At 33.6% G+C, this 26,553-nt stretch carries 16 protein-coding genes; 11 read left to right on the forward strand and 5 right to left on the reverse strand.

Annotated features, from left to right (window positions below):
* The 8 genes from DWW96_RS13995 to DWW96_RS07705 all read left to right on the forward strand — a co-directional run.
* The coding region (locus DWW96_RS13995; RefSeq protein ID WP_199522683.1) for a fibronectin type III domain-containing protein at positions 1-579 on the forward strand (579 nt) is incomplete at its 5' end.
* A 234-nt stretch (positions 580-813) separates the two neighbouring features.
* On the forward strand, positions 814-3,564 hold the full coding sequence (locus tag DWW96_RS07675; RefSeq protein ID WP_117910026.1) for a CotH kinase family protein: 2,751 nt from the start codon (positions 814-816) through the stop codon (positions 3,562-3,564).
* A gap of 511 nt (positions 3,565-4,075) precedes the next feature.
* The gene (ileS, locus tag DWW96_RS07680; protein ID WP_022088983.1) at positions 4,076-7,234 is read left to right on the forward strand and encodes an isoleucine--tRNA ligase; all 3,159 of its coding nucleotides are present in this window, start codon (positions 4,076-4,078) and stop codon (positions 7,232-7,234) included.
* 118 nt (positions 7,235-7,352) lie between these two features.
* A complete protein-coding gene (locus DWW96_RS07685) occupies positions 7,353-9,824 on the forward strand; it encodes a glycogen/starch/alpha-glucan phosphorylase (protein WP_022088982.1) in 2,472 nt (823 codons plus the stop codon).
* 246 nt (positions 9,825-10,070) lie between these two features.
* Positions 10,071-11,093, forward strand: coding sequence for a SpoIID/LytB domain-containing protein (locus DWW96_RS07690; protein ID WP_022088980.1), 1,023 nt, complete (start codon positions 10,071-10,073; stop codon positions 11,091-11,093).
* 73 nt (positions 11,094-11,166) lie between these two features.
* Positions 11,167-11,985: a peptidoglycan DD-metalloendopeptidase family protein gene (locus DWW96_RS07695; protein ID WP_022088979.1), complete on the forward strand. Its 819-nt coding sequence runs from the start codon at positions 11,167-11,169 to the stop codon at positions 11,983-11,985.
* Between the two features lie 392 nt (positions 11,986-12,377).
* Entirely contained in the window at positions 12,378-12,671 is a 294-nt protein-coding gene (locus DWW96_RS07700) for an autorepressor SdpR family transcription factor (protein ID WP_022088978.1), read from the forward strand.
* A complete protein-coding gene (locus tag DWW96_RS07705; protein WP_022088977.1) occupies positions 12,655-13,302 on the forward strand; it encodes an SdpI family protein in 648 nt (215 codons plus the stop codon). The genes DWW96_RS07700 and DWW96_RS07705 overlap by 17 nt, the downstream gene beginning before the upstream one ends.
* A 213-nt stretch (positions 13,303-13,515) precedes the next feature.
* On the opposite strand, the gene DWW96_RS07710 is transcribed toward DWW96_RS07705, so the two are convergent.
* A complete protein-coding gene (locus DWW96_RS07710; RefSeq protein ID WP_117910027.1) occupies positions 13,516-17,250 on the reverse strand; it encodes a glycosyl hydrolase family 28-related protein in 3,735 nt (1,244 codons plus the stop codon).
* Between the two features lie 236 nt (positions 17,251-17,486).
* Between DWW96_RS07710 and DWW96_RS07715 the strand changes: the two genes are divergently transcribed.
* Positions 17,487-18,785 carry a leucine-rich repeat domain-containing protein gene (locus DWW96_RS07715; RefSeq protein ID WP_158562668.1) on the forward strand — a complete coding sequence of 433 codons (1,299 nt, stop codon included), beginning with the start codon at positions 17,487-17,489 and terminating at the stop codon, positions 18,783-18,785.
* Between the two features lie 865 nt (positions 18,786-19,650).
* On the opposite strand, the gene DWW96_RS07720 is transcribed toward DWW96_RS07715, so the two are convergent.
* Together DWW96_RS07720 and DWW96_RS07725 are read right to left on the reverse strand one after the other, a co-directional pair.
* The gene (locus DWW96_RS07720; RefSeq protein ID WP_117910029.1) at positions 19,651-20,196 is read right to left on the reverse strand and encodes an NADH peroxidase; all 546 of its coding nucleotides are present in this window, start codon (positions 20,194-20,196) and stop codon (positions 19,651-19,653) included.
* 39 nt (positions 20,197-20,235) lie between these two features.
* Complete coding sequence (locus DWW96_RS07725) at positions 20,236-20,616, reverse strand: transcriptional repressor (protein WP_117910030.1); 381 nt, start codon at positions 20,614-20,616, stop codon at positions 20,236-20,238.
* Between the two features lie 487 nt (positions 20,617-21,103).
* On the opposite strand from DWW96_RS07725, the gene glpK reads away from it, so the two are divergent.
* Positions 21,104-22,597 carry a glycerol kinase GlpK gene (gene glpK / locus DWW96_RS07730; RefSeq protein ID WP_117910093.1) on the forward strand — a complete coding sequence of 498 codons (1,494 nt, stop codon included), beginning with the start codon at positions 21,104-21,106 and terminating at the stop codon, positions 22,595-22,597.
* Positions 22,598-22,718: 121 nt separating this feature from the next.
* A complete protein-coding gene (locus DWW96_RS07735; protein WP_117910031.1) occupies positions 22,719-23,651 on the forward strand; it encodes a glycosyltransferase family 2 protein in 933 nt (310 codons plus the stop codon).
* Between the two features lie 183 nt (positions 23,652-23,834).
* On the opposite strand, the gene gltA is transcribed toward DWW96_RS07735, so the two are convergent.
* Positions 23,835-25,223, reverse strand: coding sequence for an NADPH-dependent glutamate synthase (gene gltA, locus DWW96_RS07740; protein WP_022088970.1), 1,389 nt, complete (start codon positions 25,221-25,223; stop codon positions 23,835-23,837).
* Entirely contained in the window at positions 25,223-26,068 is an 846-nt protein-coding gene (locus tag DWW96_RS07745; protein WP_117910032.1) for a sulfide/dihydroorotate dehydrogenase-like FAD/NAD-binding protein, read from the reverse strand. The genes gltA and DWW96_RS07745 overlap by 1 nt, the downstream gene beginning before the upstream one ends.
* Positions 26,069-26,553 lie beyond the last annotated feature (485 nt).

Genomic DNA, 26,553 nt, shown 5'->3' on the forward strand with positions numbered 1-26,553 from the left:
ACAACTACAAAGAAGCCTGAGCAGACTACAAATAAACAGGAACAGACAACAAAAACGCCTGAGACAACAACTAAGATTGCAGAAACAACTACAAAGAAGCCTGAGCAGACTACAAATAAACAGGAACAGACAACAAAAACGCCTGAGACAACAACTAAGATTGCAGAAACAACTACAAAGAAGCCTGAGCAGACTACTAATAAACAGGAACAGACAATAAAAGTTACAGAAGCAACAAATAATGACGGAGCAAATCAGTCAACTATACAACCGACAGCTGATAAAAATATTTTAACTGTTGGAAAGGCAAAGATTACTAAAAAGAAATCATTAAAAAAGAAAATTAAGATAACCTTAAAAAGAGTAACAAATGCCAAAGGATATATTGTTCAGTATTCAACAAGTAAGAAGTTTACAAAAAAGACAACAAAGACAATTAATGTAGCAAAGACAACAGTTGTTTTGAAAAAATTAAAGAGTAACAAAAAATATTATATAAGAGTAAGAGGGTATGCTGTTTCAAATGATGAAAAGGTATATGGAAAATGGTCAGGAAAAACATCAGTTAAGACTAAATAATTAAAATCAGAATATTAGAAAAATAACTATGATATAAAAAAAGCATGTTGCGTTAGTGTAAAGAAGCCGCTAATGTAATGTGCTTTTTGTGTGCAATGATTCACAGAGATAAAATAACTCTATAAAAATTATTTCCCATATGAGCTTATTATTGTGAAAAACATTTTTATTAGATAAAATATTTAGTAAGAGATTTGATGAAAAAGGGAATTATTTAAGGAGATAACAGATTTTATGAATCAAAAAAAATTAAGAAAGGTATTCGCAATAGTTCTTGCAATGGTTATGATGATATCGGGAGTTAATTTCAATTACATTGCCAGGGCAGATGAAACTGAGGAGTCAACATCAACCAAGGCTCCAACAAACTTTAAGGTTATTAATTATGGAAAGTATACGGGAATTTATGTGCTGAAATTCGATTCAGTAGAAAATGCAACATCATATAACGTGTATATTGATAATGAGGCAACTGTTGTGAAATCTGTAAAGAGCAGTGGTGAATATTTAACAAATAAGCAATTGAGCAAATATTCAAATGGTGAGCATACATTTTACCTTACAGCTGTTTACGCAGATGGTACGGAATCTGACAAATCAGAAGGAGTTATAGTTGATAAAGAAAACTCATCAGGAGATGATGATATTGCCCAGATTTATATTGAAACGGATAAAAATGTAGACGCCTTAAAAATTAATAAAGACATGGGAAAATTGACAGCATCAATTACAGCAATAGATAATCAGGGAAAGTATAAAGATATTGTTGATGCTACAAATAAAACAACAATTAAGGTGCGTGGAAATTCAACTGCGTTAGCAGACAAAAAAGCATATAATATTACATTTAACAAAAAGAAAGATTTGTTCGGCTTAAGCTCTGCATTTGACGGTACCGGAGCAGGAGCAAAGAAATGGAGCCTTCTTGCAAATGCATTTGATAAATCTTTAATAAGAAACAAACTTGCACTGGATTTAAATACAGCATTTGGAATTCCATTTACATCACAGTCAAGATTTGTTGACTTATATTTAAACGGCCGATATATGGGAAATTATCTTTTAGTTGAATCCGTTGAAGCCGGTACGGACAGAGTTAATATTGATTCGGAAAATCCGGAAAGTGATGATATTTTAATTGAGTTAGAGAACAATGAAAAAGATGAAGAAGGTGTAGATTATCTTATTACAACAAGATATGAACAGAGATTTAACATAGGTTCCCCTGAAAGAGGAGATATGTTTGATTCCGATACACCGGAAGACACTGCGGCAATACAAAAAAAGAAAGAAAGCACTTTAAAAATACTCAATGGTTTTGAAGATGCCCTTGCAACAGGTGATTTTTCAAAAGTAGAAAAATATATTGATGTAGAGTCATTTGTTAATTTTTATCTTGTAAGTGAAATATTTAAAAATCAGGATATTGCATATAGCTCAACAAGATTTTACATTACAAAAAAGACAGGTGATGAAAATTATAAAATATACGCAGGACCGGCATGGGATTTTGACCTTTCAAGTGGAAATGTAGCCCCTCATTGCTATGGAGATGCAGCTACAGACTATAAATATTGGAAAGCAACTGATATGAAATGGTTTGATAAATTAACATCCATAAAAGAATTTAAATTAAAAGTAGTAAATAGATTTTATGAAAAAATGGATGATATCACTGCATTATATAGTGGGGATAATAGTGAGATAAATACACTTCTTAAAGAATATGGAAATTCTTACAGAAGAAATTACACTGCCGTTGAAAATGGCGGAGCCGGATGGAGTGAAACAGTAAAAGATTCAGCAGACGGATATAGTTATGCAAATATCGGATGGGCATCATTTGATGCAGCTGTTAATTATTTAAGAGATTGGCTTGAAAATCGTGTTGAATGGTTAAAAGTAAAATGGTCTAAAGAGTATTATCTTGGTGAAAAGGATTATGAATATTCAAGCACTCAGGTTAATGGAAATTATAAGTACGACACTGATATTAAAATAGATTCGGTTGCATATAAGAATATCATAACAGGAAATGAAAATGTCGTTGCGTCATCAGGACAGAATTCAGCTAAAAATATTGTTGATGGAAATATGGGGACAAGATGGGGAAGTGAATATAAAGATCCTCAGAACATAGTTGTTGATTTAGGCCAGGTATATTCCGGCTTGAAAAAAGTAGCAATTAATTGGGAAGCAGCTAATGCAAGGGATTACATTATTGAACTTTCTACAGATGGCAACAATTATACTACAGCTGCTGACATAAGAGATGCTGCTTCAGAAAATAATCGTTTGGATGAGATTGTATTTAATAATGGAAAGACAGCAAGATACATACGAATTACGGGAACAGCCAGAAACTTAACATATGGATATTCTATATATGAAGTTGCCGTATATAATATTAAGGCTCCAATATTAACAGATTCCTTGAAGATTGAAGGAAATCAGATGAGTACATGTTTTGGTGGCGTTGATGGTGCAATAGGTATTAGAAGTATTTATTCTGTAGAGAATGCAATTGAGAATATTAAAGTAAGTGAAGTCGGAGTTATTTATGGAGTAGTTACAGAAAAAAATCCTATTTCTGTAAATGATATGATTATAAACAGCGATAATAAATATGTATATAATTGTGCAGCAACTGCAAAGGGCAAATTAGACAAGGTTTATGGAGATTCACAGACAGCATCATATTATGCAAGAACAATGAATATATCTGATTTTTCAGCACAGGGATATAGTATGACATATTATGTAAGACCTTATGCAATTTTAGAAGATGGAACAATAGCTTATGGTGACATAAAATCTTTCTCTATGTATAATATAGCAGATGATTTATATCAGGGTTCTAAGATGAATACAGTTATAGCACACAACTATTTGTTCAACAAAATTTTAAAGATTGTAAATAACAATTATAAGGAAGTTGAATATGGATGGGGAAACGGAATAGTTAAGCCATCGCAGGCAAATTAAAGTTATGATAAAATATAAATGTGATAAATTTAAAATGATTATATTTAGTGCTAAATAAATTTAAGTAGTTAACTTGATATCAATAATTTTATAATTGACAAATTAATAAATGCGATACTATAATATAATGTAAGTGTCAAGAGACATAGAAAGCGAATTTGTTCGCAATATGATAAAGACTTTGATGGAGACAGTAATATAGTAGTAAAAGTAATAGAGAGTCCGGGATGGTGGAAGCCGGATACAAGTAACTGGTATATGAATATCACTCCGGAGTTTCAACCCGAATGAATGACTGAATAACGACTGACTTAATTTGACGGAAGTTATTTAAGTAGGAGTTGACGGATTTCCTCCGTTACAGGGAACACATATGCAAGGAAACTTAAGTATGCTGTAAAGGTGGTTAAACGAATAACAGACATTCGTCCTTTATGGGCGGATGTCTTTTCTTTTTATTACAGCAAATTTTTAAGAAACTTATTTAATACTTAGTAAAGGAGTAAAAAATATGTACAACAAAGTATCACCAAATCTCGACTTTGTAGAAAGAGAAAAGAAAACAGAAAAATTCTGGAAAGACAATGACATTTTTGAAAAAAGTATGGAAAGCAGAAAGCAGGGACCAACATATACTTTTTATGACGGACCTCCAACAGCTAATGGAAAGCCACATATCGGACACGTTTTAACACGTGTTATTAAAGATATGATCCCAAGATACAGAACAATGAAGGGATATATGGTTCCAAGAAAAGCAGGATGGGATACTCATGGACTTCCTGTAGAACTTGAAGTAGAAAAGTTATTAGGATTAAATGGAAAAGAACAGATTGAAGAATATGGTATGGAACCTTTCATCAAGAAATGTAAGGAATCTGTATGGAAATATAAAGGAATGTGGGAAGATTTCTCAGGAACAGTTGGTTTCTGGGCTGATATGGATAACCCATATGTAACTTATGATGACAATTTCATTGAATCTGAATGGTGGGCTCTTAAGAATATTTGGGATAAGAAGTTATTATACAAAGGATTTAAGATTGTACCTTATTGCCCTAGATGTGGAACACCTCTTTCATCGCAGGAAGTTGCACAGGGATATAAGTCAGTAAAAGAGCGTTCAGCAATCGTTAGATTTAAGGTTGTTGGAGAAGATGCTTATTTCCTTGCATGGACAACAACACCTTGGACTCTTCCATCAAACGTAGCTCTTTGTGTTAACCCTAACGACACATATTGTAAAGTAAAGGCTGCTGACGGATATACTTACTATATGGCAGAAGCATTACTAGACACAGTATTAGGTAAGCTTGCTACAGAAGATGAAAAGGCTTATGAAGTATTAGAAACAATGAAGGGTGCAGACCTTGAAAATAAAGAATATGAACCATTATATGATTGTGCAAAAGCTATTGCTGATAAGCAGAGAAAGAAAGGTTTCTTTGTAACATGTGACACATACGTTACTATGAGCGATGGTACAGGTATCGTTCATATCGCACCGGCATTTGGTGAAGACGATGCTAATGTAGGACGTAAATATGACCTTCCATTTGTACAGCTTGTAAATGATAAAGGACAGCTTACAGACGATACACCTTATGCAGGATTATTTGTTAAGGATGCTGACCCTAAGGTATTAGTTGACCTTGATAAGAGAGGACAGTTATTCGACGCACCTAAGTTTGAACATGATTATCCACACTGCTGGAGATGTGATACACCATTAATCTACTATGCAAGAGAATCATGGTTTATCAAGATGACAGAAGTTAAGGATAAGCTTGTTGCAAATAACAATACAGTAAACTGGATTCCAAAATCAATAGGTGAAGGACGTTTTGGAAACTGGCTTGAAAATGTACAGGATTGGGGTATTTCAAGAAACCGTTATTGGGGTACACCGCTTAATATCTGGGAATGCTGCGATTGCGGATGTCAGGAATCAATTGGCAGCCGTGCAGAATTAGCAGAAAGAAGTGGAAATCCTGATGATGCAAAAGTAGAATTACACAGACCATATATTGATGAAGTTACATTCAAATGTAAAAAATGTGGTGGCACAATGAAGAGAGTACCGGAAGTTATTGACTGCTGGTTCGATTCAGGAGCAATGCCATTTGCACAGCATCATTATCCATTTGAAAATAAGGACTTATTTGAACAGCAGTTCCCGGCAGATTTTATTTCAGAAGCTGTAGACCAGACAAGAGGATGGTTCTATTCATTAATGGCTGAATCAACATTATTATTTGACAAAGCACCATATAAGAATGTTATTGTACTTGGTCATGTACAGGATGAAAATGGTCAGAAGATGAGTAAGTCAAAGGGTAATGCGGTTGATCCATTCGAAGCATTAGGACAGTATGGAGCAGATGCAATAAGATGGTATTTCTATACTAACTCAGCACCATGGCTTCCAAACCGTTTCCATGGAAAAGCAGTTCAGGAAGGACAGCGTAAATTCATGGGAACACTTTGGAACACATATGCTTTCTATGTTTTATATGCTGAAATTGACCAGTTTGACCCAACAAAATACACACTTAATTATGATAAGTTAAGTGTTATGGATAAATGGTTATTATCAAAACTTAACACTATGGTTAAATCAGTTGATGATAATCTTGCAAATTACAGAATCCCTGAAGCTGCAAGAGCATTAGATGATTTTGTAGATGATATGAGTAACTGGTATGTAAGACGTTCAAGAGAACGTTTCTGGGCGAAAGATATGCCACAGGATAAGATTAATGCATACATGACATTATATACAGCACTTGTAACTGTATCAAAGGCAGCAGCACCTATGATTCCATTTATGACAGAAGATATTTATCAGAATATCGTTAAGAATGTAGACGCAACAGCACCTGAAAGTATTCATTTATGTGACTTCCCTGAAGTTAATGAAGCTTTCATTGATAAAGAATTAGAAGAAAACATGGAAAATGTTCTTGAAGTTGTAGTAATGGGTAGAGCATGTAGAAATGCATCAGGTATTAAGAACAGACAGCCTATCGGAAAGATGATGGTTAAGGCAGAATTTGATTTATCTGAATTCTACAAAGAAATCATTGAAGATGAATTAAATGTTAAGACTGTTGAATTTACAGATGATGTAAGTGCATTTACTTCATATTCATTTAAACCACAGCTTAAGACAGTTGGACCTAAATATGGAAAAGTATTAGGAAAGATTAAGGCTGCACTTGCTGAATTAGATGGAAATAAAGCAATGGCACAGTTAAATGCTGAAGGCGCATTAAAATTTGATTTCGATGGAACAGAAGTTGTTCTTGAAAAAGATGATTTATTAATTGATACAGCTCAGGTTGAAGGATATGTATCAGAAAGTGACAACAATATTACTGTAGTGTTAGACACTAATTTATCACCTGAATTAATTGAAGAAGGTTTTGTAAGAGAAATAATCAGTAAGATTCAGACTATGAGAAAAGAAGCCGGATTTGAGGTCATGGATAAAATCGTAGTTAATGTTTCTAAAAACGATTCAATTATTAAAGTAGTTACTGACAATTTAGACGAAATTAAGGCTGAAGTGTTGGCAAATGAAATCGTTTTTGATAAAATCGAAGGGTACTCGAAAGAGTGGAATATTAACGGTGAGAAAGTTACTCTTGGTGTAGAAAAAGTGCAGTAATACTTAACCCGAATAAATATACTAACAGATAGCTTTGTAAAGTGACGGATAATATTCTATTCGTCACTTAATACTTAAGATAAGAAAAGTACCGTAAATAATTATGGAGGAAAACTAAATGGCAAAAACAGTGAAGACAGAGGCTGAAATCTTTAAAGAAGAATTTAAGAAAAAAGTCCGTGATGAAGCTAAGATGCTTTACAGAAAAACTCTGGAAGAAGTGTCAGACAGACATAAGTTTGTAGCAGTTGCATATGCAGTAAAAGATATCGTTATTGATCAGTGGATTGCTACACAGAAAGCATATGAAAAGGCTGATGCTAAAACAGTATATTATTTATCAATGGAATTCCTTATGGGAAGAGCATTGGGAAATATGATTATCAATTTATCAAGTAGAAATGAAATCAAAGAAGCTATCGAAGAACTTGGTTTAGACTTAAACGTAATTGAAGATCAGGAACCTGATGCAGCACTTGGAAATGGTGGTCTTGGTCGTCTTGCAGCCTGCTTCCTTGACAGTTTATCTACATTAGGATATCCGGCTTACGGTTGTGGTATAAGATACAAATATGGTATGTTCCAGCAGAAGATTGAAAATGGATATCAGAAGGAAATTCCAGAAGATTGGTTAAGACATGTTAATCCATTAGAAATAAAGAGAGAAGAATATGCCTGCGAAGTAAAATTTGGCGGATTCGTAAGAGTTGAACACAGAGACGGAAGAAACTACTTTATCCAGGAGGGATATCAGGCAGTTCGTGCAATTCCTTATGATATGCCTATCGTAGGTTATGGAAACAACGTAGTTAATACACTTAGAATCTGGGATGCAGAACCAATTGTACATTTTAATTTAGATGAATTTGACAAAGGTGCATATATGGCAGCTGTTGAACAGGAAAATCTTGCTAAGACAATCACTGAAGTTCTTTATCCAAATGATAATCATTATGCAGGTAAAGAATTAAGATTAAAACAGCAGTATTTCTTTATTTCAGCAAGCTTACAGACAGCAATCAAGAAATATTTGACAAAACATGATGATTTAAGCAAGCTTCCTGAAAAGGTAGTATTCCAGATGAACGATACTCATCCTACACTTACAGTTGCAGAACTTATGAGATTATTAATGGATGAATATTTATTAGAATGGGATGAAGCATGGGCAATTACATCTAAGTGCTGTGCTTACACTAACCACACAATTATGAGTGAAGCACTTGAAAAATGGCCAATTGAATTATTCTCAAGATTACTTCCAAGATGTTATCAGATTATTGAAGAAATCAACAGAAGATTCATTATAGACATTGAAAATAAATACCCTGGAGATCATAGAAAGATTGAAAAGATGGCTATTATTTATGATGGTCAGGTTAAGATGGCTAACTTAGCTATTTGTGCAGGATTTTCAGTTAACGGTGTTGCAAAACTTCATACAGAAATTCTTGAAAAACAGGAACTTAGAGATTTCTATGAAATGTTCCCAGAGAAGTTTAACAACAAGACAAATGGCATTACACAGAGAAGATTCTTGCTTCACGGAAATCCATTGTTAGCAGAATGGGTAACAGGAAAAGTAGGAGATGACTGGATTACTGATTTACCTAAGATTCAGGGAATTGAAGTTTATGCAGATGATAAGAAAGCTCAGGCTGAATTTGCAAATATTAAATATCAGAACAAGGTTCGTCTTGCTAAATACATTAAAGAACATAATGGTATTGATGTAGACCCACGTTCAATATTTGACGTTCAGGTTAAGAGACTTCATGAATATAAACGTCAGTTACTTAATATTTTACATGTTATGTACTTATATAACCAGATTAAAGAACATCCGGATATGGATTTCTATCCAAGAACATTTATATTTGGTGCAAAGGCAGCTGCAGGTTATAAGATTGCTAAACTTACAATTAAGTTAATCAATAGCGTTGCTGATGTAATTAACAACGATGCATCAATTAATGGTAAGATTAAGGTTGTATTTATTGAAAATTATCGTGTATCAAATGCAGAAATTATTTTTGCGGCAGCAGATGTTTCAGAACAGATTTCTACAGCATCTAAGGAAGCATCAGGAACAGGTAATATGAAATTTATGTTAAATGGTGCTTTAACTCTTGGAACAATGGATGGTGCTAATGTTGAAATCGTTGAAGAGGTTGGAATTGATAATGCATTTATATTTGGTTTATCAAGTGATGAAGTAATCAATTATGAAAATAATGGTGGTTATGATCCAATGCAGATATTCAATGAAGATATGGATATCAGAAAAGTATTAATGCAGTTAATCAATGGATTCTATTCACCTGATGATCCTGAAAGATTTAGAGATATTTACAATTCATTGTTGAATACACAGTCAACAGATAAAGCAGACAGATATTTTATCTTAAAGGATTTCAGATCTTATGCTGAAGCTCAGAAGAGAGTAGAAGAAGCTTATAAAGATCAGGAAGGCTGGGTTAAGAAGGCAATGCTTAACGTTGCTCATGTTGGTAAATTTACATCTGACAGAACAATTCAGGAATATGTAGATGATATCTGGCATCTTGAAAAAGTGAAAGTAGATATGTAGGATATGATGTAAATATAGATTTACATTTACATATATCTTATGTATATAAAATATGAAAGTGTAAAGTTTTATGATTTTATGCTTATATGAAAAAATAGAAGACAATTACAATTGTCTAAAGGGTAAATTATAATATATAAAAATGCTATTACATTTTGAGAAATCAGATGTAATAGCATCTTTTTTTTTGAAATATAAAAGTTAAACAGGCATACAATATAATAATAACTTTGGTTGAAAGTATATATGAAAGTTAATAAAAAATTTGTTGGAGCTATATTTGTATTAATAACTTTGATAGGATTATTGATTTATATAAAGGGGACAGGAACAAAACAGGATGATGGCAAAAAATTTAATAAATATATTGTTATAGATGGAAATGGTTATAAAACAAAAATGGATGTGGAACAATTTATTCCCTGTGTCTTATTTGCACAAATGAGTTTGGAAAATAATATAGAAACAATTAAAGCGCAGGCAGTTGTAGACAGAACGTATATAGCTTACATGATGAAAAATAAGAAGGAAATTGAAGCGGATGAATTAGGACTTCCTTATATGTCATATGAAAAAATGATTAAAGTGTGCAAAGATGAAAAAAAATTAAAAGGTAAAAAAAGTGCATTAGATGTAGTGAAAAATATTGTGGGAAGTAGTAATAATGAGCAATTTAAAAGTAAAATGCAGATAATTGATAAAGTAATGAATGAAACAGCACTGATGGTAATGAAAAATAAGGGAGAAATAATTCTTCCGTTATATCATGAAATAAGTGGAGGAATGACAAGAAACGGATTAGAAGTATTAGGAGAAAAATATGGCTATTTGTTAGCAGGTGTATGTCAGGATGACTATAACAATAGTGATTACAAAATGGAACGTTATTTTACAATGGCTGAATTAGCGGATAAAATGGAAAAAGCTAAAATTATAATTTACGATAATGAAAAGAATGAAATCGATTTAAAAAACATAACGGTAAATGAAATGATAGAAAATACGAATATAGCAAAGGATAGTAGTGAATATGCTGTGTCTGTAAAAATATTTGAAACCGGTATATCGGGTGAAGATTTTGCGAATGCTTTAAATGTAGATAGTTCAAATATCACGTTAGAGTACATAGATGACAAAATAAAAATAACTACTAAAGGAAAAGGGCATGGATTTGGATTAAGCATGAATCAGGCTGAAAAATATGGAGAGCAGGGAATGGGATACGAAGAAATATTAAAAAAATTTTATGATGTGACGATAGCTGAATAGAAAATAATATTTTGGTCCATACTTTAACTATAACAAAGTTAAAGAAAGGAGAGCATGGATTATTTTATAAAATATGACATGCGATAGTTTTATGGACAAAAAATTTATGGCCTCATTAGTGGTGTGCTTTGTTGCACTTACCATGGTTGCGGCGGGTACTTATTATATTGGTCAGAAAAAAGACGAAAAGACAATTAATGTAAAAAAAATTGCAAAGGTTGAGACAACAGTAGATTCTGAAAACATTGAAGCTGCTCAGAATGCTTTAGGCAAAGAAGTTACAACAGAAGGTGACAGAATAAGTATGGCAGAGGAAGAAGCTTCAAGTTATGAAGGAGAAACTAAAATTGTAAATGAAGAACCTACAACTGCTAAGGTTGTAGAGGAAAATACAGCATCAAATATGGATGAAAAAGATAATATGTATGGACTTTCTTCAGAGGCAGCAGCAGTTGTAAGCAATTTAAAATTCAATAAAAACAGTAAATTGCTCTGGCCTGTAGAAGGAAATATTTTACTTGAATATAATATGGAAAATACAGTTTACTTTTCAACTCTTGATGAGTACAAATGCAGTCCTGCGATAGCCATCCAAAGTAAAGAAGGTGCCGAAGTAAAAGCAGCGGCAAAGGGTGTGGTAACTGAATTAGGACAAAATGATGAATATGGAGTTTATATGAAAGTTGCTATGGGAAATGACTATTTTGCAACTTATGGACAGATAATAAACCCACAGTATGAGGTTGGACAGACTGTAGAAGCAGGTAGCGTAATAGGCTATGTAAATAAACCAACATCAAGTTATGAAAAAGAAGGAGATAATTTATATTTCCAGGTAACAAAGAAAAATAAACCGAAAGACCCTCTCAAATATATGGATTATCAGGATTAAGTATATTGAGATATATTACAAAATATTATGAAATATATTCAGAAATGATTTATGGTTAAATCACAAACTGATAAGTTGAGCATACAATGTAATAAGTGTTAAAAGATTAGAAAATTTAAACTTTTACAGATTATGTATGAAATAATAATTTAATAAGTGTTATACAAATAGACACAAATATAATCTATTTACAACAAGCAATAAGACTTTTTTACGACGAGCAATCGTTCAATAACATTAACCGTCTGTTGCTTTAAATAGATTAGAACTGTAAAGTTCTTTAGTTAGCAATATCTATTTAGAAAAAAATCTAAATAGATATTGCTTTTTTATTTCTGAAGTGGTATATTCTATTTAGAAAAAAATCTAAATAGCAGAAAGGAGTATAATATATGAGCTTTCATGAAACCTTTAAGGCTTTGTCTGATCCTGTGAGAAGGGATATACTTGTTTTGTTAAGAGATAAAGCAATGTCAGCTGGAGAGATAGGTGAGCATTTTGATTTGACGGGAGCGACAATGTCATATCATTTAAATCAGTTAAAGAAAGCCGGATTAGTGTATGAAAATAAAGAGAAAAACTACATTTATTACCAGCTTAATACATCAGTTATGGAAGAAATAATATTATGGCTTTCACAGTTTGGAGAGAGTGAAAGGGAGGAAAATAATGATGAAGATAAATAATAAAAAACAGATGATAATTACATCTATTGTATGTGTTTTACCTATGATTATCGGAGCAATTATATATAGTAAATTACCGAAGCAGATGCCGATACATTTTAATTATTCAGGAAATGCAGATAATTATGCTCCTAAAGCTTTTGTATGCTTTGCATTACCGTTAATTATGTTACTTGCTAATTTGCTTTTACATGTGATTATTAATAATGACCCCAAAAATAATGGTGGAGGTAGTGTGGTGGCTACTATAAGTAAATGGACAATACCGGTAGTTTCAGTTATAGTTTTTGCTTTATGTTCTATTTACGGATTAGGATATAATTTATCTTCTACAAAATATGTAATTGTTGCAGTTGGAATTTTAATTATATTCATTGGAAATTATCTTCCTAAATGCAGACAGAATTATACAGTAGGAATAAAACTACCATGGACCTTGAATGATATAAATAATTGGAACAAAACACACAGAATGGCAGGAGTTTTGTGGATAATATGTGGAATACTCTTTGCAATAAGTGCATTTTTAGGAAGAGTGGGAGAAGTGTCAATTATAATATTAATTATTGTTATGGTTTGTGTGCCTACAGCTTATTCGTTTTTACTATATAAAAATAAAAGGCATAAGTAGTACCGGAATAAAAAATGTTAAATTAATATGAGATAACTTATAAAAGCCTGGAGTATAATCTATTTTTATCATATTAATGAAATATAAAACTGTAATATGAAACTGTAATATGAAAAAGAGACTGGATTTACCGTTATATACTTGGTAAATGAAGTCTCTTTTTTGTTGTATATTATAGTGACACTTTAAATAAATTTAGTGTCAGTCCAATAATTATTTGTTAACTGTATTCTCCCATTTATAAGGAATTTCTTTATAATCAGGGTGTACAACAGTTAATATATTGTAGAATAAATATTGATGTCCGTCATAAGTAGGCATTAAGTTATTCTGATATAATGTATCAGCAATGCTATATAATGAGAAGTCATACACCTCGCTGTAAGCAATAGCTCCGTTTTCAAGAACTGAGTATGCACGTACATAATATTTAGCATTATATCTTGCAGCACCATAGCCGTTATGTGTCATTGTGCGGGCATAGTAGGTTGCAGTTGCTGAATCACCATTATAATTTGAAATTACACCCTTAGCAGTAGCTTCGTATGAAGCAATATATTTGTTATCTGAATTAAGTACAACATCATTTTTGGTTATCGGACCATTAGCAAAACCATAAATTAAACCGGATGAAACAACTTTTTGCCCTTTTATAGTAGATTCAGATGAATAAAGTACTCTTGAACCTCTAAGTACAGCACTAATCTGATAGCCTATGACTTTTACATCATTACTAATGAATTCACCTTTTGGTTCTACAGTAGTAGTTTCTTCAGGCTTAGTAGTTGGTTCCACAGTAGTAGTCTCTTCCGGTTTTGTAGTCTCTTCAGTAGTAGTTTCTTCAGGAGCCTTACTTTCATCTTCGTCTGAAATAAGGTCATTATTTGCGGCAGCATTTAATACATAAAATTCATGAATTGACCAGTAGTTAGATTTTGAACCGGTCTGAACAACTCTGACATATCTTGAATTTTGAACATTTACTTTAATAATTCCGTTAGTAGTTGTACCACTTGCGATTGCATTTCCCCAGTCTGTTCCATTAGAAGATACATATATTTCATAAGCTGCAGGAGCATCGCTTGATGTACTTGAGCCAACATCGCAAATAATGGTGTTGTATGTTAATGTTTTTCCAAAGTCAACCATAAACCATTGACCGGGGGTCTGGGAACCATTTGTATCCCATCTTGTTGATGCATTTCCATCTAAAGCATTTTTAGCATTATTGTTGTTGTTAGAGGCTGTAGCTTTCCATGAATCACGTCCTGAAACCTGAGCAAGAGCACCTGATGAAGATACTGTTGAACCAAGTCCCATATTGCTATCAAATGATTTAAATGAGTCGGCATTATTATTTCTATTATTAAGAATAGAACCTGATATGGAAATATTCTTTTCACTTCCTGAATCAACAAATGCACTACCATTTTGGTTAGAAGCACTGGCAAGAATATTTAAAGATGCATTTGATACACTTGCTAATGTCTGCTGTCCCGGATTATTAAAATGAGCGCCGTATAATGTCAAATTACCTGAGTTTAAAATTAGTCCGCGTTGTGGTTGTCCCCAGAAATCGCAGTTATTAAATGTCGATTTAAAATTGCTGTTTTCTTCTGAATAGAAATAAGCTGTCTTTGGATTGTTATCTCCAATGGAAACAATCTGCGAGTTATCAAAGTTAAAGCTCTTAGTAACACCGGATGCCCAGTAAACAGCTCTTGTTGAACCATCAACACCTAATCCCATACTTCTACCGGAAGGACCACCGTTACCATCATTTTGTAATAAAGTTCCACGGTATGAACCATAGTGGAAATCATTGTATAATGTTTCGTTATCGCAATCTCCTAAAATAAGAAAATCTAAATGCTCAAGTCCATATGAATACAAAGGCGCGTTAGAAACGCCATTTGGCATATTACTAAAGCTTCCAAATTTACTTTCATTTCCGCAGGCATAAACAATTACGTTAAACATAAGGTTATAAAGTTTTCCGTCAACTGAATTTCCACCTACTCTCACACCTGTATCAAAGGCGTGACCACCTAAAAAATCAACATAGTGGTTGTCGCATTTATATGTAAATAAGTCTAATGCTTTATAAGCAGCTCGAACGCCTGAATCAATTACATAAACATTAGCTCCCTGTCCCTGAATTGTGTAAGGGTACTTTGCCGGAAGCCAGTCTGCGCTTCCTGAAAATACCTGTTCAGGATAGTCGACTACAATGCCACGGATACCACTGTCAGCCTTTAGCTGAATAAAAGAATCACCATCCGGATTGTTTCTATTCTCATAAGCTTCAAGTATAGTACCTGAGCCATGAGGAACGCTCCATAAATCAACGGCACCGCGAAGCTCAACATTTGATGGAATTGTCAAATGTCCACGAACTTTGTATTTGCCACTAGGTAAAAATACGATTCCACCACCATCATTAGAAGCCTGATTTAATGCTTTCTGAATAGCAGAAGTATTATCATTTGAATCTGTAGTGGCATTATATGGCGAAACAGTGGCGTTATATAAAACTGTTCTTGCAGGTGTATGTGGGTCATATTCTACTTTAGTGAAATTTGAAACTTCACCGGTTACTACCGTACTATCGCTTAAAGTAGATTCATAAACAGATTTATTTGTGATTTTTCGACCTTTAGTAAATGCACATTCTGTTATGTTTCCACGACCTGAAGTACCATAATAAATCTGCGGAGTACTGTTGCTAAATGTTGTATTATTTGCAACAAATGTTCCACTGTTAATTGCAACACGACCTCTTGATACTTTTGATGAATTAAATGTAAGTTTTGTACTTGAAGTATCAGGGATTTGTATAGCATATTTAGATACGTCTACTGTTGTTTTTGTAAATTGTGCTGCATCTGATGTGTTTTCGCCAAGCACGATTCCGTTTTCACAATTATGAATATTTATCTCGTCAAATAAAATACCTACAGAGTTAGTTGCATTAATCTGAATACCTGTTTTACATTCGGATAAATCAAAGTTATAGTGATGGCCGTTTGGTGTAGCATTGTCATCAGTTGATAAAGTTTTTTCTGTATCGTATCCGATATTATAACCATTAATATTAATGTTACATGTGTATGACCAATCGTTACGTCTCATTACGATACCGATTGAATTGTTGTACATGTAATCGTTGAAAGAAGTTGTAGTTGGGGCATTTGCAACACCTGAATTTTTCCAGTAGTCAGGTGATAAGTTTACATTTTCAATTCTTCCAACATCGGCTATTTTATCAATTTCTATAGCTTTACATAATGTAGTTCCATAAAGTCCGTTAACTACCGGTGAAGCACCACCGTTATCATAGTTAAATAAAACGCCAATATATGAGTTTAATAAAGTGACATTTTTTGTATTACAATATTCATTTCCAAAATAATTGTTGAATCCATAACGAATAGTTGGTGAATATGGAGTAATGTTATTCGGGTCCTGTTCAGGATACCATATTGTTAAATCCATAATTCCTGTTTCAGGAGCCATTTCAACAAATGGTGTTGTGCGTTCATTTCCATTTCGTCCTGTATAGGCCATAAGTAATGTCCCAATTGGAGCACTGTTATTTCGACTAGGCTTTTGCCAGTCACCACGAAGTGTAACTCCTTTAGGAATGGAAAGAGCGCCTTTTATTGCATAACGCCCGCTTGGAACATATACAATACCGCCTCCTAAATCTCCAACTTTGTTTAGAAGTTTTTGAAAAACATTTGTGTTATCTGTCTGTCCGTCGGCAACGGCACCGTAATCGGTTACATCATATGTTGCCACGAATACCTCTGACGAATCTAGAGTGTGAACAAGTTTATAAGATGGTTCACCTACATTGCCAAAGTCTGTAGTGGCACAGAAAGCCACTGTAGAGCCAAACAACATTAAGACAACAGTCCATAATGTTGCACGCAAAAATTTGTACATATGTACTACCTCCAATACTTTTATTATGGTTCTATTGAACCTATTTCTTACCCCAATAAAATTATAAATGCTTTTAGATAATGATACAAGAAAAATAAATTAAATTTAGTCAAGTTATCAGGAAAATAAAAGTTGCAATATAAATAAGAAATGTCACATATACTAAATGTTGCAAAGACGATATTGTTATGTTAAAATTAATCGGAACTAAAAATGTATTAATTAATGGAGGGTATATGAACAAGAAAAAAATTTTAGTTGTTTTAACTGCAATGATTATTAGCTTATGTGCAGTATTTGTAACTGTTGACGCAGCCACTAAGGTAAAGCTTACTAAGAAAAGTGTAGCTATGTATGAAGGTGACAGCATATTTTTAAAGGTTAAGGGAACAAAGTCTAAGATTAAGTGGAGCAGTAAGAATAAAAAGGTAGCCGTAGTTACTAAAAAAGGAAAGGTTAAGGCAGTAAAGAAAGGTAGAACTGTAATTTATGCTAAATTTGGGAAGAAAGTATTAAAATGCAAGATTATAGTTAATGAAAAGGTGACAAATAAAGATGTTATTAAGAATGATAATAAAGATACAATTGTAAATGAGACTACTACTAAAGAATTTATTACTAAAGAAACTACTACTAAAGAACAGGTAAAAGAAGAAATTACAACGAAAAAGCCAGTTGATAACGGCACAGATAATGAAGAAGAAATGAACAATAATATTACTATAGGTAAATGGGTAGTGATGGATTTAGATGGAAGATATGCAATAGAGGGTTATCATGGAAGTGATAAAGAAATAACTGTTCCTAATGAACTTAATGGTGTGAAAGTGTGGTTGATTGATTCTGACGCATTTATGGACAATATGGATGTAGAGAAAGTCGTAGTTTCATATGGAATTCAGATTGTCAGAAGTTCAGCTTTTGAAGGATGTGATTATTTAAAGACAGTTGTTTTACCGGAAAGTGTTACAGGAATAGGTGATAGAGCATTTAAAAATTGTTATGAGTTAGAGAGTGTTAATGTGCCATCGGGTGTAGAGACTATAGGTGAAGAGACATTTATGGGTTGCAGTTCTTTAACTAGTATACAGTTACCTGATGATTTAGAAGAAATTGATAGTAGCGCATTTAATGGAAGTGGAATTACAAATATTGTTATTCCTGATAAAGTTACAGCTATTCTTTCTAAAACGTTTATGAATTGTAAAAATTTAGAAAGCGTTACTTTAGGAAAGAAAACAAGAGTAATTGGATTTCTTTCATTTGAAAATTGCTCAAGTTTAAAAAATATTGTTTTACCGGAAACTTTAGAAAAAATAGGAATGAGAGCTTTTGCCGGATGTACTTTCTTAGAAAGTGTAACTGTTTATGCGGGAGAAGTAGATATACTGAAAGATGCATGGATTAAAAATCCTAATTATTCTAGGGATGAAGAGCCAATACCTCTTGAATGTACAATTATTGGAGTTAAAGGTTCTCTTGTAGAGGCCTATGCCATAGAATATGGATTAAAGTTCGAGGAGATAGAGGAGTAGGAGTTTTTATTAAGTTGAAGTAATAGATGCATCATTATCTATACACATTTTATTCTAAATAAAATTATTGAGGGCGAAATATCTATCGGTAGTAATTTTTCATATTTTTATATTAGTGAATTTTGTAAATAAATAATGAAATTAAGCTGATGCACAAACAATTTGTTGCAACAATTTAGCGGATTTGATATGATATCTTTGGGTACTACCTAGAAACGGTAGGCGGTTAGTCCTTCAGAAGAGGGACTAAATCCTCTGATTACATGGAAATCTTCATAGGAAGAAATCTGGGAAAGGAGGGATTTACTTAATGAGTGATTTTGAGATTTTATACATAGTGTTGATGATTATTTCGATTATAGTTACCATACTTATAGAATATATAAATAACTTAAAAAAGTAACCGCCGTCTGCAAATGGTTTGGTTACTTTTTTAACTAAAATATTTGTGACTAACCGTCTATCGGTAGTACCTTTTTCTATATCTATAGTATCAAATTTATATAAATAATTCAATGGTAAATTACGAGCAGTTTATGTCGCAATATTAAAAAAAGCCGAGCACCATTCATAGCCCTGCGGGCTATTTCATGGAGGGCTGTCGTATAAATTACGAGCAACATCCAGCTCGAATACGCTTCGCTACTTCTCGCTGGAGATTGTCACAACATTAAAAAAGCCGAGCACCATTCATAGCCATGCGGGCTATTTCATGGACGGCTGTCGTATAAATTACGAGCAACATCCAGCTCGAATCCGCTTCACTACTTCTCGCTGGAGATTGTCACAACATTAAAATAAAATAGCTTACACCTTTGTGAGTAAACTCCCAGGTGTAAGCTATTTATTTTAACGTTGCTCGTAATTAGCCAAAGTATCTCTTTAATAAGCCTTCGAATGCTTTGCCGTGTCTTGCTTCGTCTCTTGCCATTTCATGTACTGTGTCATGGATTGCATCGAGGTTTGCAGCTTTTGCTCTCTTTGCGAGGTCAAATTTTCCAGCTGTTGCACCATGTTCAGCTTCAACTCTCATTTCAAGGTTTTTCTTTGTACTGTCTGTTACAACTTCACCGAGTAATTCTGCGAATTTAGCAGCGTGTTCAGCTTCTTCATAAGCAGCTTTTTCCCAGTATAAACCGATTTCAGGATATCCTTCTCTATGAGCAACTCTTGCCATTGCAAGGTACATTCCAACTTCTGAGCATTCACCTTCAAAGTTTGCTCTTAAGTCAGCAAGAATATCTTCGCTTACTCCCTGAGCTACGCCTACAACGTGTTCTGCAGCCCATTCTTTTTCGCCTTCTTCAATTTTGTTAAACTTATCTGCACCTACTCCACATACTGGACACTTTTCAGGTGCTGAATCTCCTTCGTGTACATAACCACATACTGAACATACAAATTTTGCCATTTTTAATTCCTCCATTATATATAATTTTTTAGTGACTTACTAATCTTTCTTATTGCACTTAGGACAAATGCCGTAGTAGTAAGTTTGGTGACCTTTTATTATTCCGTCAAAATGATCTTGAGCTATCTTGTTAATCTGTAACTCTTCCATAAATATATCTTCAACTTTACCGCATTCTGTGCAGATGAAGTGGTAGTGGGGTTCTGTGTGCCCATCAAAATGTTCCTTACCATCGCCTAATTTTAATGAAAGGACTTCACCTTGTTCAACCAGAAATGAAAGATTACGATATACAGTTCCAAGACTGATGTTAGGAAGTATTAGCTTAACACTTGCATAAACATCGTCTGCTGTAGGATGATCATATCGGCTTAATAAGTTTTCTCTGATTAACTCACGTTGCTTACTGTATTTGACCATTTGCTTTCCTCCATAACAATAATAGTAACGATTACTGATATTATAATATCTAATGAATCCTAATTTGTCAACACTTATTTTTAAAAATATGATAAAATATTTAGCTATTATGTTAGGGAAATATGACATCGGGGTAAAAAGCAACCGCCTTTAATGAGCGTATCGGGACGTGCCTAAGAATTTTTGCCAACTTATGTTCATGTGGATTTAGACATTTTGACTCTGTTATAATAAAACATTTAACAATTGTGAATTGAAAAATGGAGGAAACGTAGTAAATGAAAGACGAAAAATCATTTGCAATGCAAGCATGAATTCTTGCATTTAGAAAGAATAAATTTACAATATAAAAAGAAAATATTAATATTTCATCTTAATAAAATATGGTACAATTATATATAAGTTTTAGAACGTGATAAATAATGAAGGAGGAGCGTAATTCAGATATTTCTGTGCGATGAGTATTTGTGGTTACGCGAAGTTACATATGGAAAAATACATTATGGCACTTGATCAGGGAACTACAAGTTCAAGATGCATTTTGTTTAATAAAAAAGGTGAAATAATAGCTCAGGCAAATCAGGAATTTACACAAATATTTCCAAAACCCGGCTGGGTTGAACATGATCCGGAAGAAATTTGGCTGACACAGTTACTTTCAATAAGAAAAGTAATGAATATGGCTGGAGTTAGTGGCAATAATATAGAAGCAATAGGAATCACTAATCAGCGAGAAACTACAATTGTGTGGGACAGGAATACAGGAAAACCGGTGTATAATGCGATTGTATGGCAGTGTAGAAGAACTGCTGATATTATTGATGATTTGGAAAAACAGGGAAAGAGTGATTTGATAAAGAAAAAGACAGGATTGATTCCCGATGCTTATTTCTCAGGGACAAAGATTAAATGGATTTTAGACAATGTTCCCGGAGTGAGAAAGAGAGCGGAAGCGGGAGAACTTGTATTTGGAACTATTGATACATGGCTTATATGGAAATTAAGTGGTGGAAGTGTTCATGTAACAGATTATACAAATGCTTCAAGAACAATGTTATTTAACATTAAGGAATTGAAATGGGATAATGAATTGCTTGAATTGTTAAACATACCAAAGCAAATGCTTCCTGAGGTTAAAACTTCAAGTGGAATATTTGGTTATGCAAGCAAAGATATATTGGGAAATAATATTCCGATTACAGGAGTGGCAGGAGACCAGCAGGCAGCATTGTTTGGACAGGGATGTTTTGAAAAAGGCGATGTTAAAAATACATATGGAACAGGATGCTTTTTATTGATGAATACAGGAAACACACCTGTTGAATCGCAAAATGGGCTTATTACAACAATAGCAGCATCAACCGATGCAAAAGTTGAGTATGCACTTGAAGGTAGTGTTTTTGTAGCGGGAGCAGCGATTCAGTGGCTTCGTGATGAAATGAAACTTGTGGAAAGTGCACCGGAGAGTGAGGATATGGCTTCTAAAGTTGAAGATACAAATGGAGTTTATGTTGTACCTGCTTTTACAGGTTTGGGCGCTCCATATTGGAAGCAGAATGCCCGTGGAATGGTTGTAGGACTTACAAGAGGAATAAGCAGAGAACATTTTGTAAGGGCAACACTTGAGTCATTGGCATATCAGACATATGATTTGGTAAAGGCAATGGAAAGTGATTCAGATACTTCAATTAATTCGTTAAAAGTAGACGGAGGAGCTTGCGCAAATAACCTTCTTATGCAATTCCAGTCAAATATATTGCAGACAAATGTAGCACGCCCAAATGTAATTGAAACTACAGGTTTAGGTGCAGCATATCTTGCAGGCCTTGCAACAGGGTATTGGGCAAGCAAGGAAGAAATAAAAGCCAATATGGGAATTGAAAAAACATTTGAGCCTGCTATGGATAAAAAAAAGGTAGAAAGAATGGTAAAAGGGTGGCATAAAGCTGTCAAATGTGCCATCTTCTATAGTGAAGAATAAGTTAAAAACGAAAGTTTTCTGACTATATGAAGATTTAAAATAAATAATAAAGCAATTAAGATGATAAGTATTTACTAATGCAGTATTAAAAATAATTGGACTACAAGGAGAAACTAAAAAAATGAGTATTTTATCGGTGGTAATTCCGGCATACAATGAGGGAGCGATGCTTCATAAAACAGCAAATGTTGTATCAACTATTTTAGAGGAAAATAATATAGATTATGAAATAGTATTTGTAAATGATGGCTCAAAAGATAATACATGGGAAGAAATTGAAATAGCAAGTAAGGCTAATCCAAAAGTTAAAGGAATTTGCTTCTCAAGAAATTTTGGAAAAGAAGGAGCAGTATTTGCGGGGCTTGAATTTGCTCATGGTGATTGTTGCGCAGTTATGGATTGCGATTTGCAGCATCCACCTGAAACTTTAGTGGAAATGTATAAACTTTGGAAACAGGGATTTCAGGTTGTTGAAGGAGTAAAGGCGACAAGAGGAAAAGAAAGTGCAATTCATAAATTGTTTGCAAAGACATTTTATAAAATTATAAGTGATGCAACAAAGATTGATATGTCAAGGGCATCAGATTTTAAACTGTTAGACAGACAGGTTGTTGATGCGTTTATTGCTTTACCTGAAAGACAGATATTTTTCAGAGCATTGTCATCATGGGTTGGATTTAAAACTACATATGTGGAATTTGATGTGCAGGAAAGAGAAGCCGGAGTATCTAAATGGTCATTTAAATCTCTTTTTAAATATGCAATTAACAATATTACGTCATTTACAGTTGCACCTATGCAGATAGTTACAGGTTGTGGAATGTTTTTATTTGCGTTCTCTATTATTTTTGGAATTTTTTCATTAGTGAAATATTTTAGTGGAAAATCATTAGAAGGATTTACAACAGTTATTTTACTTTTACTTATTATAGGTAGTATTTTGATGATGAGTTTAGGTGTAATTGGTTTCTATATTTCAAAGATTTATGAGGAAGTAAAGATGAGACCTCGTTATATTGTGGCAAAAACAACAGATGATAATAATGAAAAATAACTGATGGCATAAGTTATAAAAAGACCTGTTCAATTTAATATACATTTAAGATTATAAATGTATATTAAATTGAGCAGGTCTTTTTTAAATAGTCGGGGTCAAAAATCCTTGACTTTGATGCCTACGGATTGTCATACGCTACGCATTTAAACACACCCTGGCATTTTATTATATATTAATTAATTATTTATTCTGTAAGTAAGCATCAATGCTTTCAGCAGCCTGTTTTCCTGCACCCATAGCAAGGATAACAGTAGCAGCACCTGTAACAGCATCTCCACCTGCGTAGATTCCTTCACGTGTTGTCTGAAGAGTTTCTTCGTTTACAACTAAACATCCACGCTTATTTGCTTCCAAACCTTCAGTAGTTGTTCTGATTAATGGGTTTGGTGAAGTACCGATTGACATGATAACTGTATCAACATCAAGTTCAAAATTACTTCCTTCAACTTCGATAGGACGTCTTCTTCCTGAAGCATCAGGCTCACCAAGTTCCATTTTAACGCATTCCATTTTAGAAACACGACCATTTTCGTCGCCGATAAGTTTTACAGGATTATTTAAGTTCTTGAAGATGATTCCTTCTTCAATTGCATGATGAACTTCTTCCTTACGTGCAGGCATTTCTTCCATACCACGACGGTAAACTACGTATACATTTTCAGCACCAAGACGCTTTGCAGTTCTTGCAGCATCCATAGCAACATTACCACCACCTACAACAGCAACATTTTTGCTCTTAATAATAGGTGTATCATATTCAGGTAAGTAAGCTTTCATAAGGTTAGCACGTGTTAAGTATTCATTTGCTGAATAAACACCGATTAAAGCTTCGCCTTCGATTCCCATAAATGATGGAAGTCCGGCACCTGAACCTACGAAACATGCTTCATAGCCCATATCAAAAATTTCATCGATTGAAAGAACCTTACCTACAACCATATTTGTCTCAATGTCAACACCAAGAGCAGCAAGGTTATCAACTTCCTTCTGAACGATAGCCTTTGGAAGTCTGAATTCAGGGATACCGTAAACTAAAACACCACCGGCTTTGTGGAATGCTTCAAATATAGTAACCTGGTAACCTTTCTTAGCTAAATCTCCGGCACATGTAAGTCCTGAAGGACCGGCACCGATAACAGCAACTTTTCTTCCGTTGCTAACAGGTTTTTCCGGTGCAGCAAGGCTGTTTGCCATATGGTAATCAGCACAGAATCTTTCCAAACGTCCGATTGCTACAGGTTCACCCTTTATACCACGAACACAATTTCCTTCGCACTGTGATTCCTGTGGACATACACGACCACATACAGCAGGAAGCCCGTTTGTGCTTGTAATGATTTCATAAGCTTTTTCAAATTCTCCGGCAGCTACCTGTTCAACGAATTCAGGAATTCTAACATTTACAGGACAACCGTTTACACATGGTTTGTGCTTACAATTTAAACATCTTGTTGCTTCTTCAATAGCCATTTCAGGAGTGTATCCCATGGCAACTTCTTCAAAATTCTTATTTCTTACATTTGGTTCCTGCTCAGGCATAGGAACTTTTGTTAAAGACATATTTGCCATTATTTGTCACCTCCAGCCATTTTATACATACGACAATGTTCTTTGTCGTGAGCTTCTTTTTCTTTATATGTAGAATTACGTTTCATTAATTCATCAAAATCAACTTTATGTCCGTCAAAGTCAGGACCGTCTACACATGCAAATTTAATTTTTCCATCTACAGTAACACGACATCCACCACACATACCTGTTCCATCAATCATAATAGGGTTTAATGAAACTAAAGTTTTAATATTGTATGGTTCTGTTACTTTTGCAACGAATTTCATCATAGGAACAGGTCCGATGGCGATAACTAAATCATAGTCATTTCCGGCATCGATAAGGCTTTGTAATTTGTTTGTTACAAATCCCTGTTCGCCATAAGAACCATCATCAGTTGTTATATATAAATTGTCGCAAACATCCTTGAATTCATCTTCAAGAATAACGATATCTTTATTTCTAAATCCGGCGATAACATCAACCTTAGCACCATTATTAAATAAAGCTTTAGCTGATGGGTAAGCGATGGCACATCCAACACCACCACCGATAACGCAGGCTTTCTTTACTCCGTCTAATTCTGTTGCTGCACCTAATGGCCCAACAAAATCTAATAAAGCGTCTCCTTCATTTAACTTAGAAAGAATCATTGTTGTCTGACCTACAATCTGGAAAATGATTGTTACAGAACCTTTTTCAGGGTCTGTATCTGCGATTGTAAGAGGCATTCTTTCACCATATTCATCAATACGAAGAATAATAAACTGACCAGCTTTTGCTTTTTTTGCGATAAAAGGTGCTTCTATTTCTAAAAGTACAACTGTATCGTTAAGCTGTTTTCTTCTTAAAATTTTGTACATAGTAAACTCCTTAACATAATAAATATTTATATTCTACTTAAAATCTTCACTAGTATACCATAGTAGGAAAAAGTACGCAATTCCAAAAACTGCATAAATATAGAAAGAATTGTATAAAAATCCTGTTATTGAGCAAAAATAGAAAGTTAAAATTATATCAATTATGTAATTTGTCAAAAAAATTGCTTTTGAAAAAATAGATTTAGTATAAGCAACAATTTTAAGCCAATAAAGCATGTTGACAATTAAATTTATGTATTTTATACTTTAAGACGAGTCTAAAATAGATTAAATAAAGTCAAGACTTAAGAACAGTAAATGATGTTAGAAAAAAGTGTGGCTTGTAGGAGATAATATACAAAGCATTCATACAATTTTGACATCATTAAATTAAAATAATTTAAATTTAAATATTGTACAGTTGAGATTGAACAGGAGTTCATGAAGGGGTACACCACCACGGGTGTAGTTTCTTTGTGGACTCC

The sequence above is a fragment of the Eubacterium sp. AF17-7 genome, assembly GCF_003461285.1.
Lineage (GTDB): Bacteria > Bacillota > Clostridia > Lachnospirales > Lachnospiraceae > Eubacterium_U > Eubacterium_U album.

Coding starts and splice junctions, on each gene's coding strand:
- DWW96_RS07720 (WP_117910029.1), bottom strand. CDS start 20,196: ATGGCAAAATTTGTATGTTCAGTATGTGGTTATGTACACGAAGGAGAT.
- DWW96_RS07695 (WP_022088979.1), top strand. CDS start 11,167: ATGACATGCGATAGTTTTATGGACAAAAAATTTATGGCCTCATTAGTG.
- DWW96_RS07675 (WP_117910026.1), top strand. CDS start 814: ATGAATCAAAAAAAATTAAGAAAGGTATTCGCAATAGTTCTTGCAATG.
- glpK (WP_117910093.1), top strand. CDS start 21,104: ATGGAAAAATACATTATGGCACTTGATCAGGGAACTACAAGTTCAAGA.
- gltA (WP_022088970.1), bottom strand. CDS start 25,223: ATGGCAAATATGTCTTTAACAAAAGTTCCTATGCCTGAGCAGGAACCA.
- ileS (WP_022088983.1), top strand. CDS start 4,076: ATGTACAACAAAGTATCACCAAATCTCGACTTTGTAGAAAGAGAAAAG.
- DWW96_RS07735 (WP_117910031.1), top strand. CDS start 22,719: ATGAGTATTTTATCGGTGGTAATTCCGGCATACAATGAGGGAGCGATG.
- DWW96_RS07725 (WP_117910030.1), bottom strand. CDS start 20,616: ATGGTCAAATACAGTAAGCAACGTGAGTTAATCAGAGAAAACTTATTA.
- DWW96_RS07705 (WP_022088977.1), top strand. CDS start 12,655: ATGATGAAGATAAATAATAAAAAACAGATGATAATTACATCTATTGTA.
- DWW96_RS07685 (WP_022088982.1), top strand. CDS start 7,353: ATGGCAAAAACAGTGAAGACAGAGGCTGAAATCTTTAAAGAAGAATTT.
- DWW96_RS07710 (WP_117910027.1), bottom strand. CDS start 17,250: ATGTACAAATTTTTGCGTGCAACATTATGGACTGTTGTCTTAATGTTG.
- DWW96_RS07715 (WP_158562668.1), top strand. CDS start 17,487: ATGAACAAGAAAAAAATTTTAGTTGTTTTAACTGCAATGATTATTAGC.
- DWW96_RS07745 (WP_117910032.1), bottom strand. CDS start 26,068: ATGTACAAAATTTTAAGAAGAAAACAGCTTAACGATACAGTTGTACTT.
- DWW96_RS07690 (WP_022088980.1), top strand. CDS start 10,071: ATGAAAGTTAATAAAAAATTTGTTGGAGCTATATTTGTATTAATAACT.
- DWW96_RS07700 (WP_022088978.1), top strand. CDS start 12,378: ATGAGCTTTCATGAAACCTTTAAGGCTTTGTCTGATCCTGTGAGAAGG.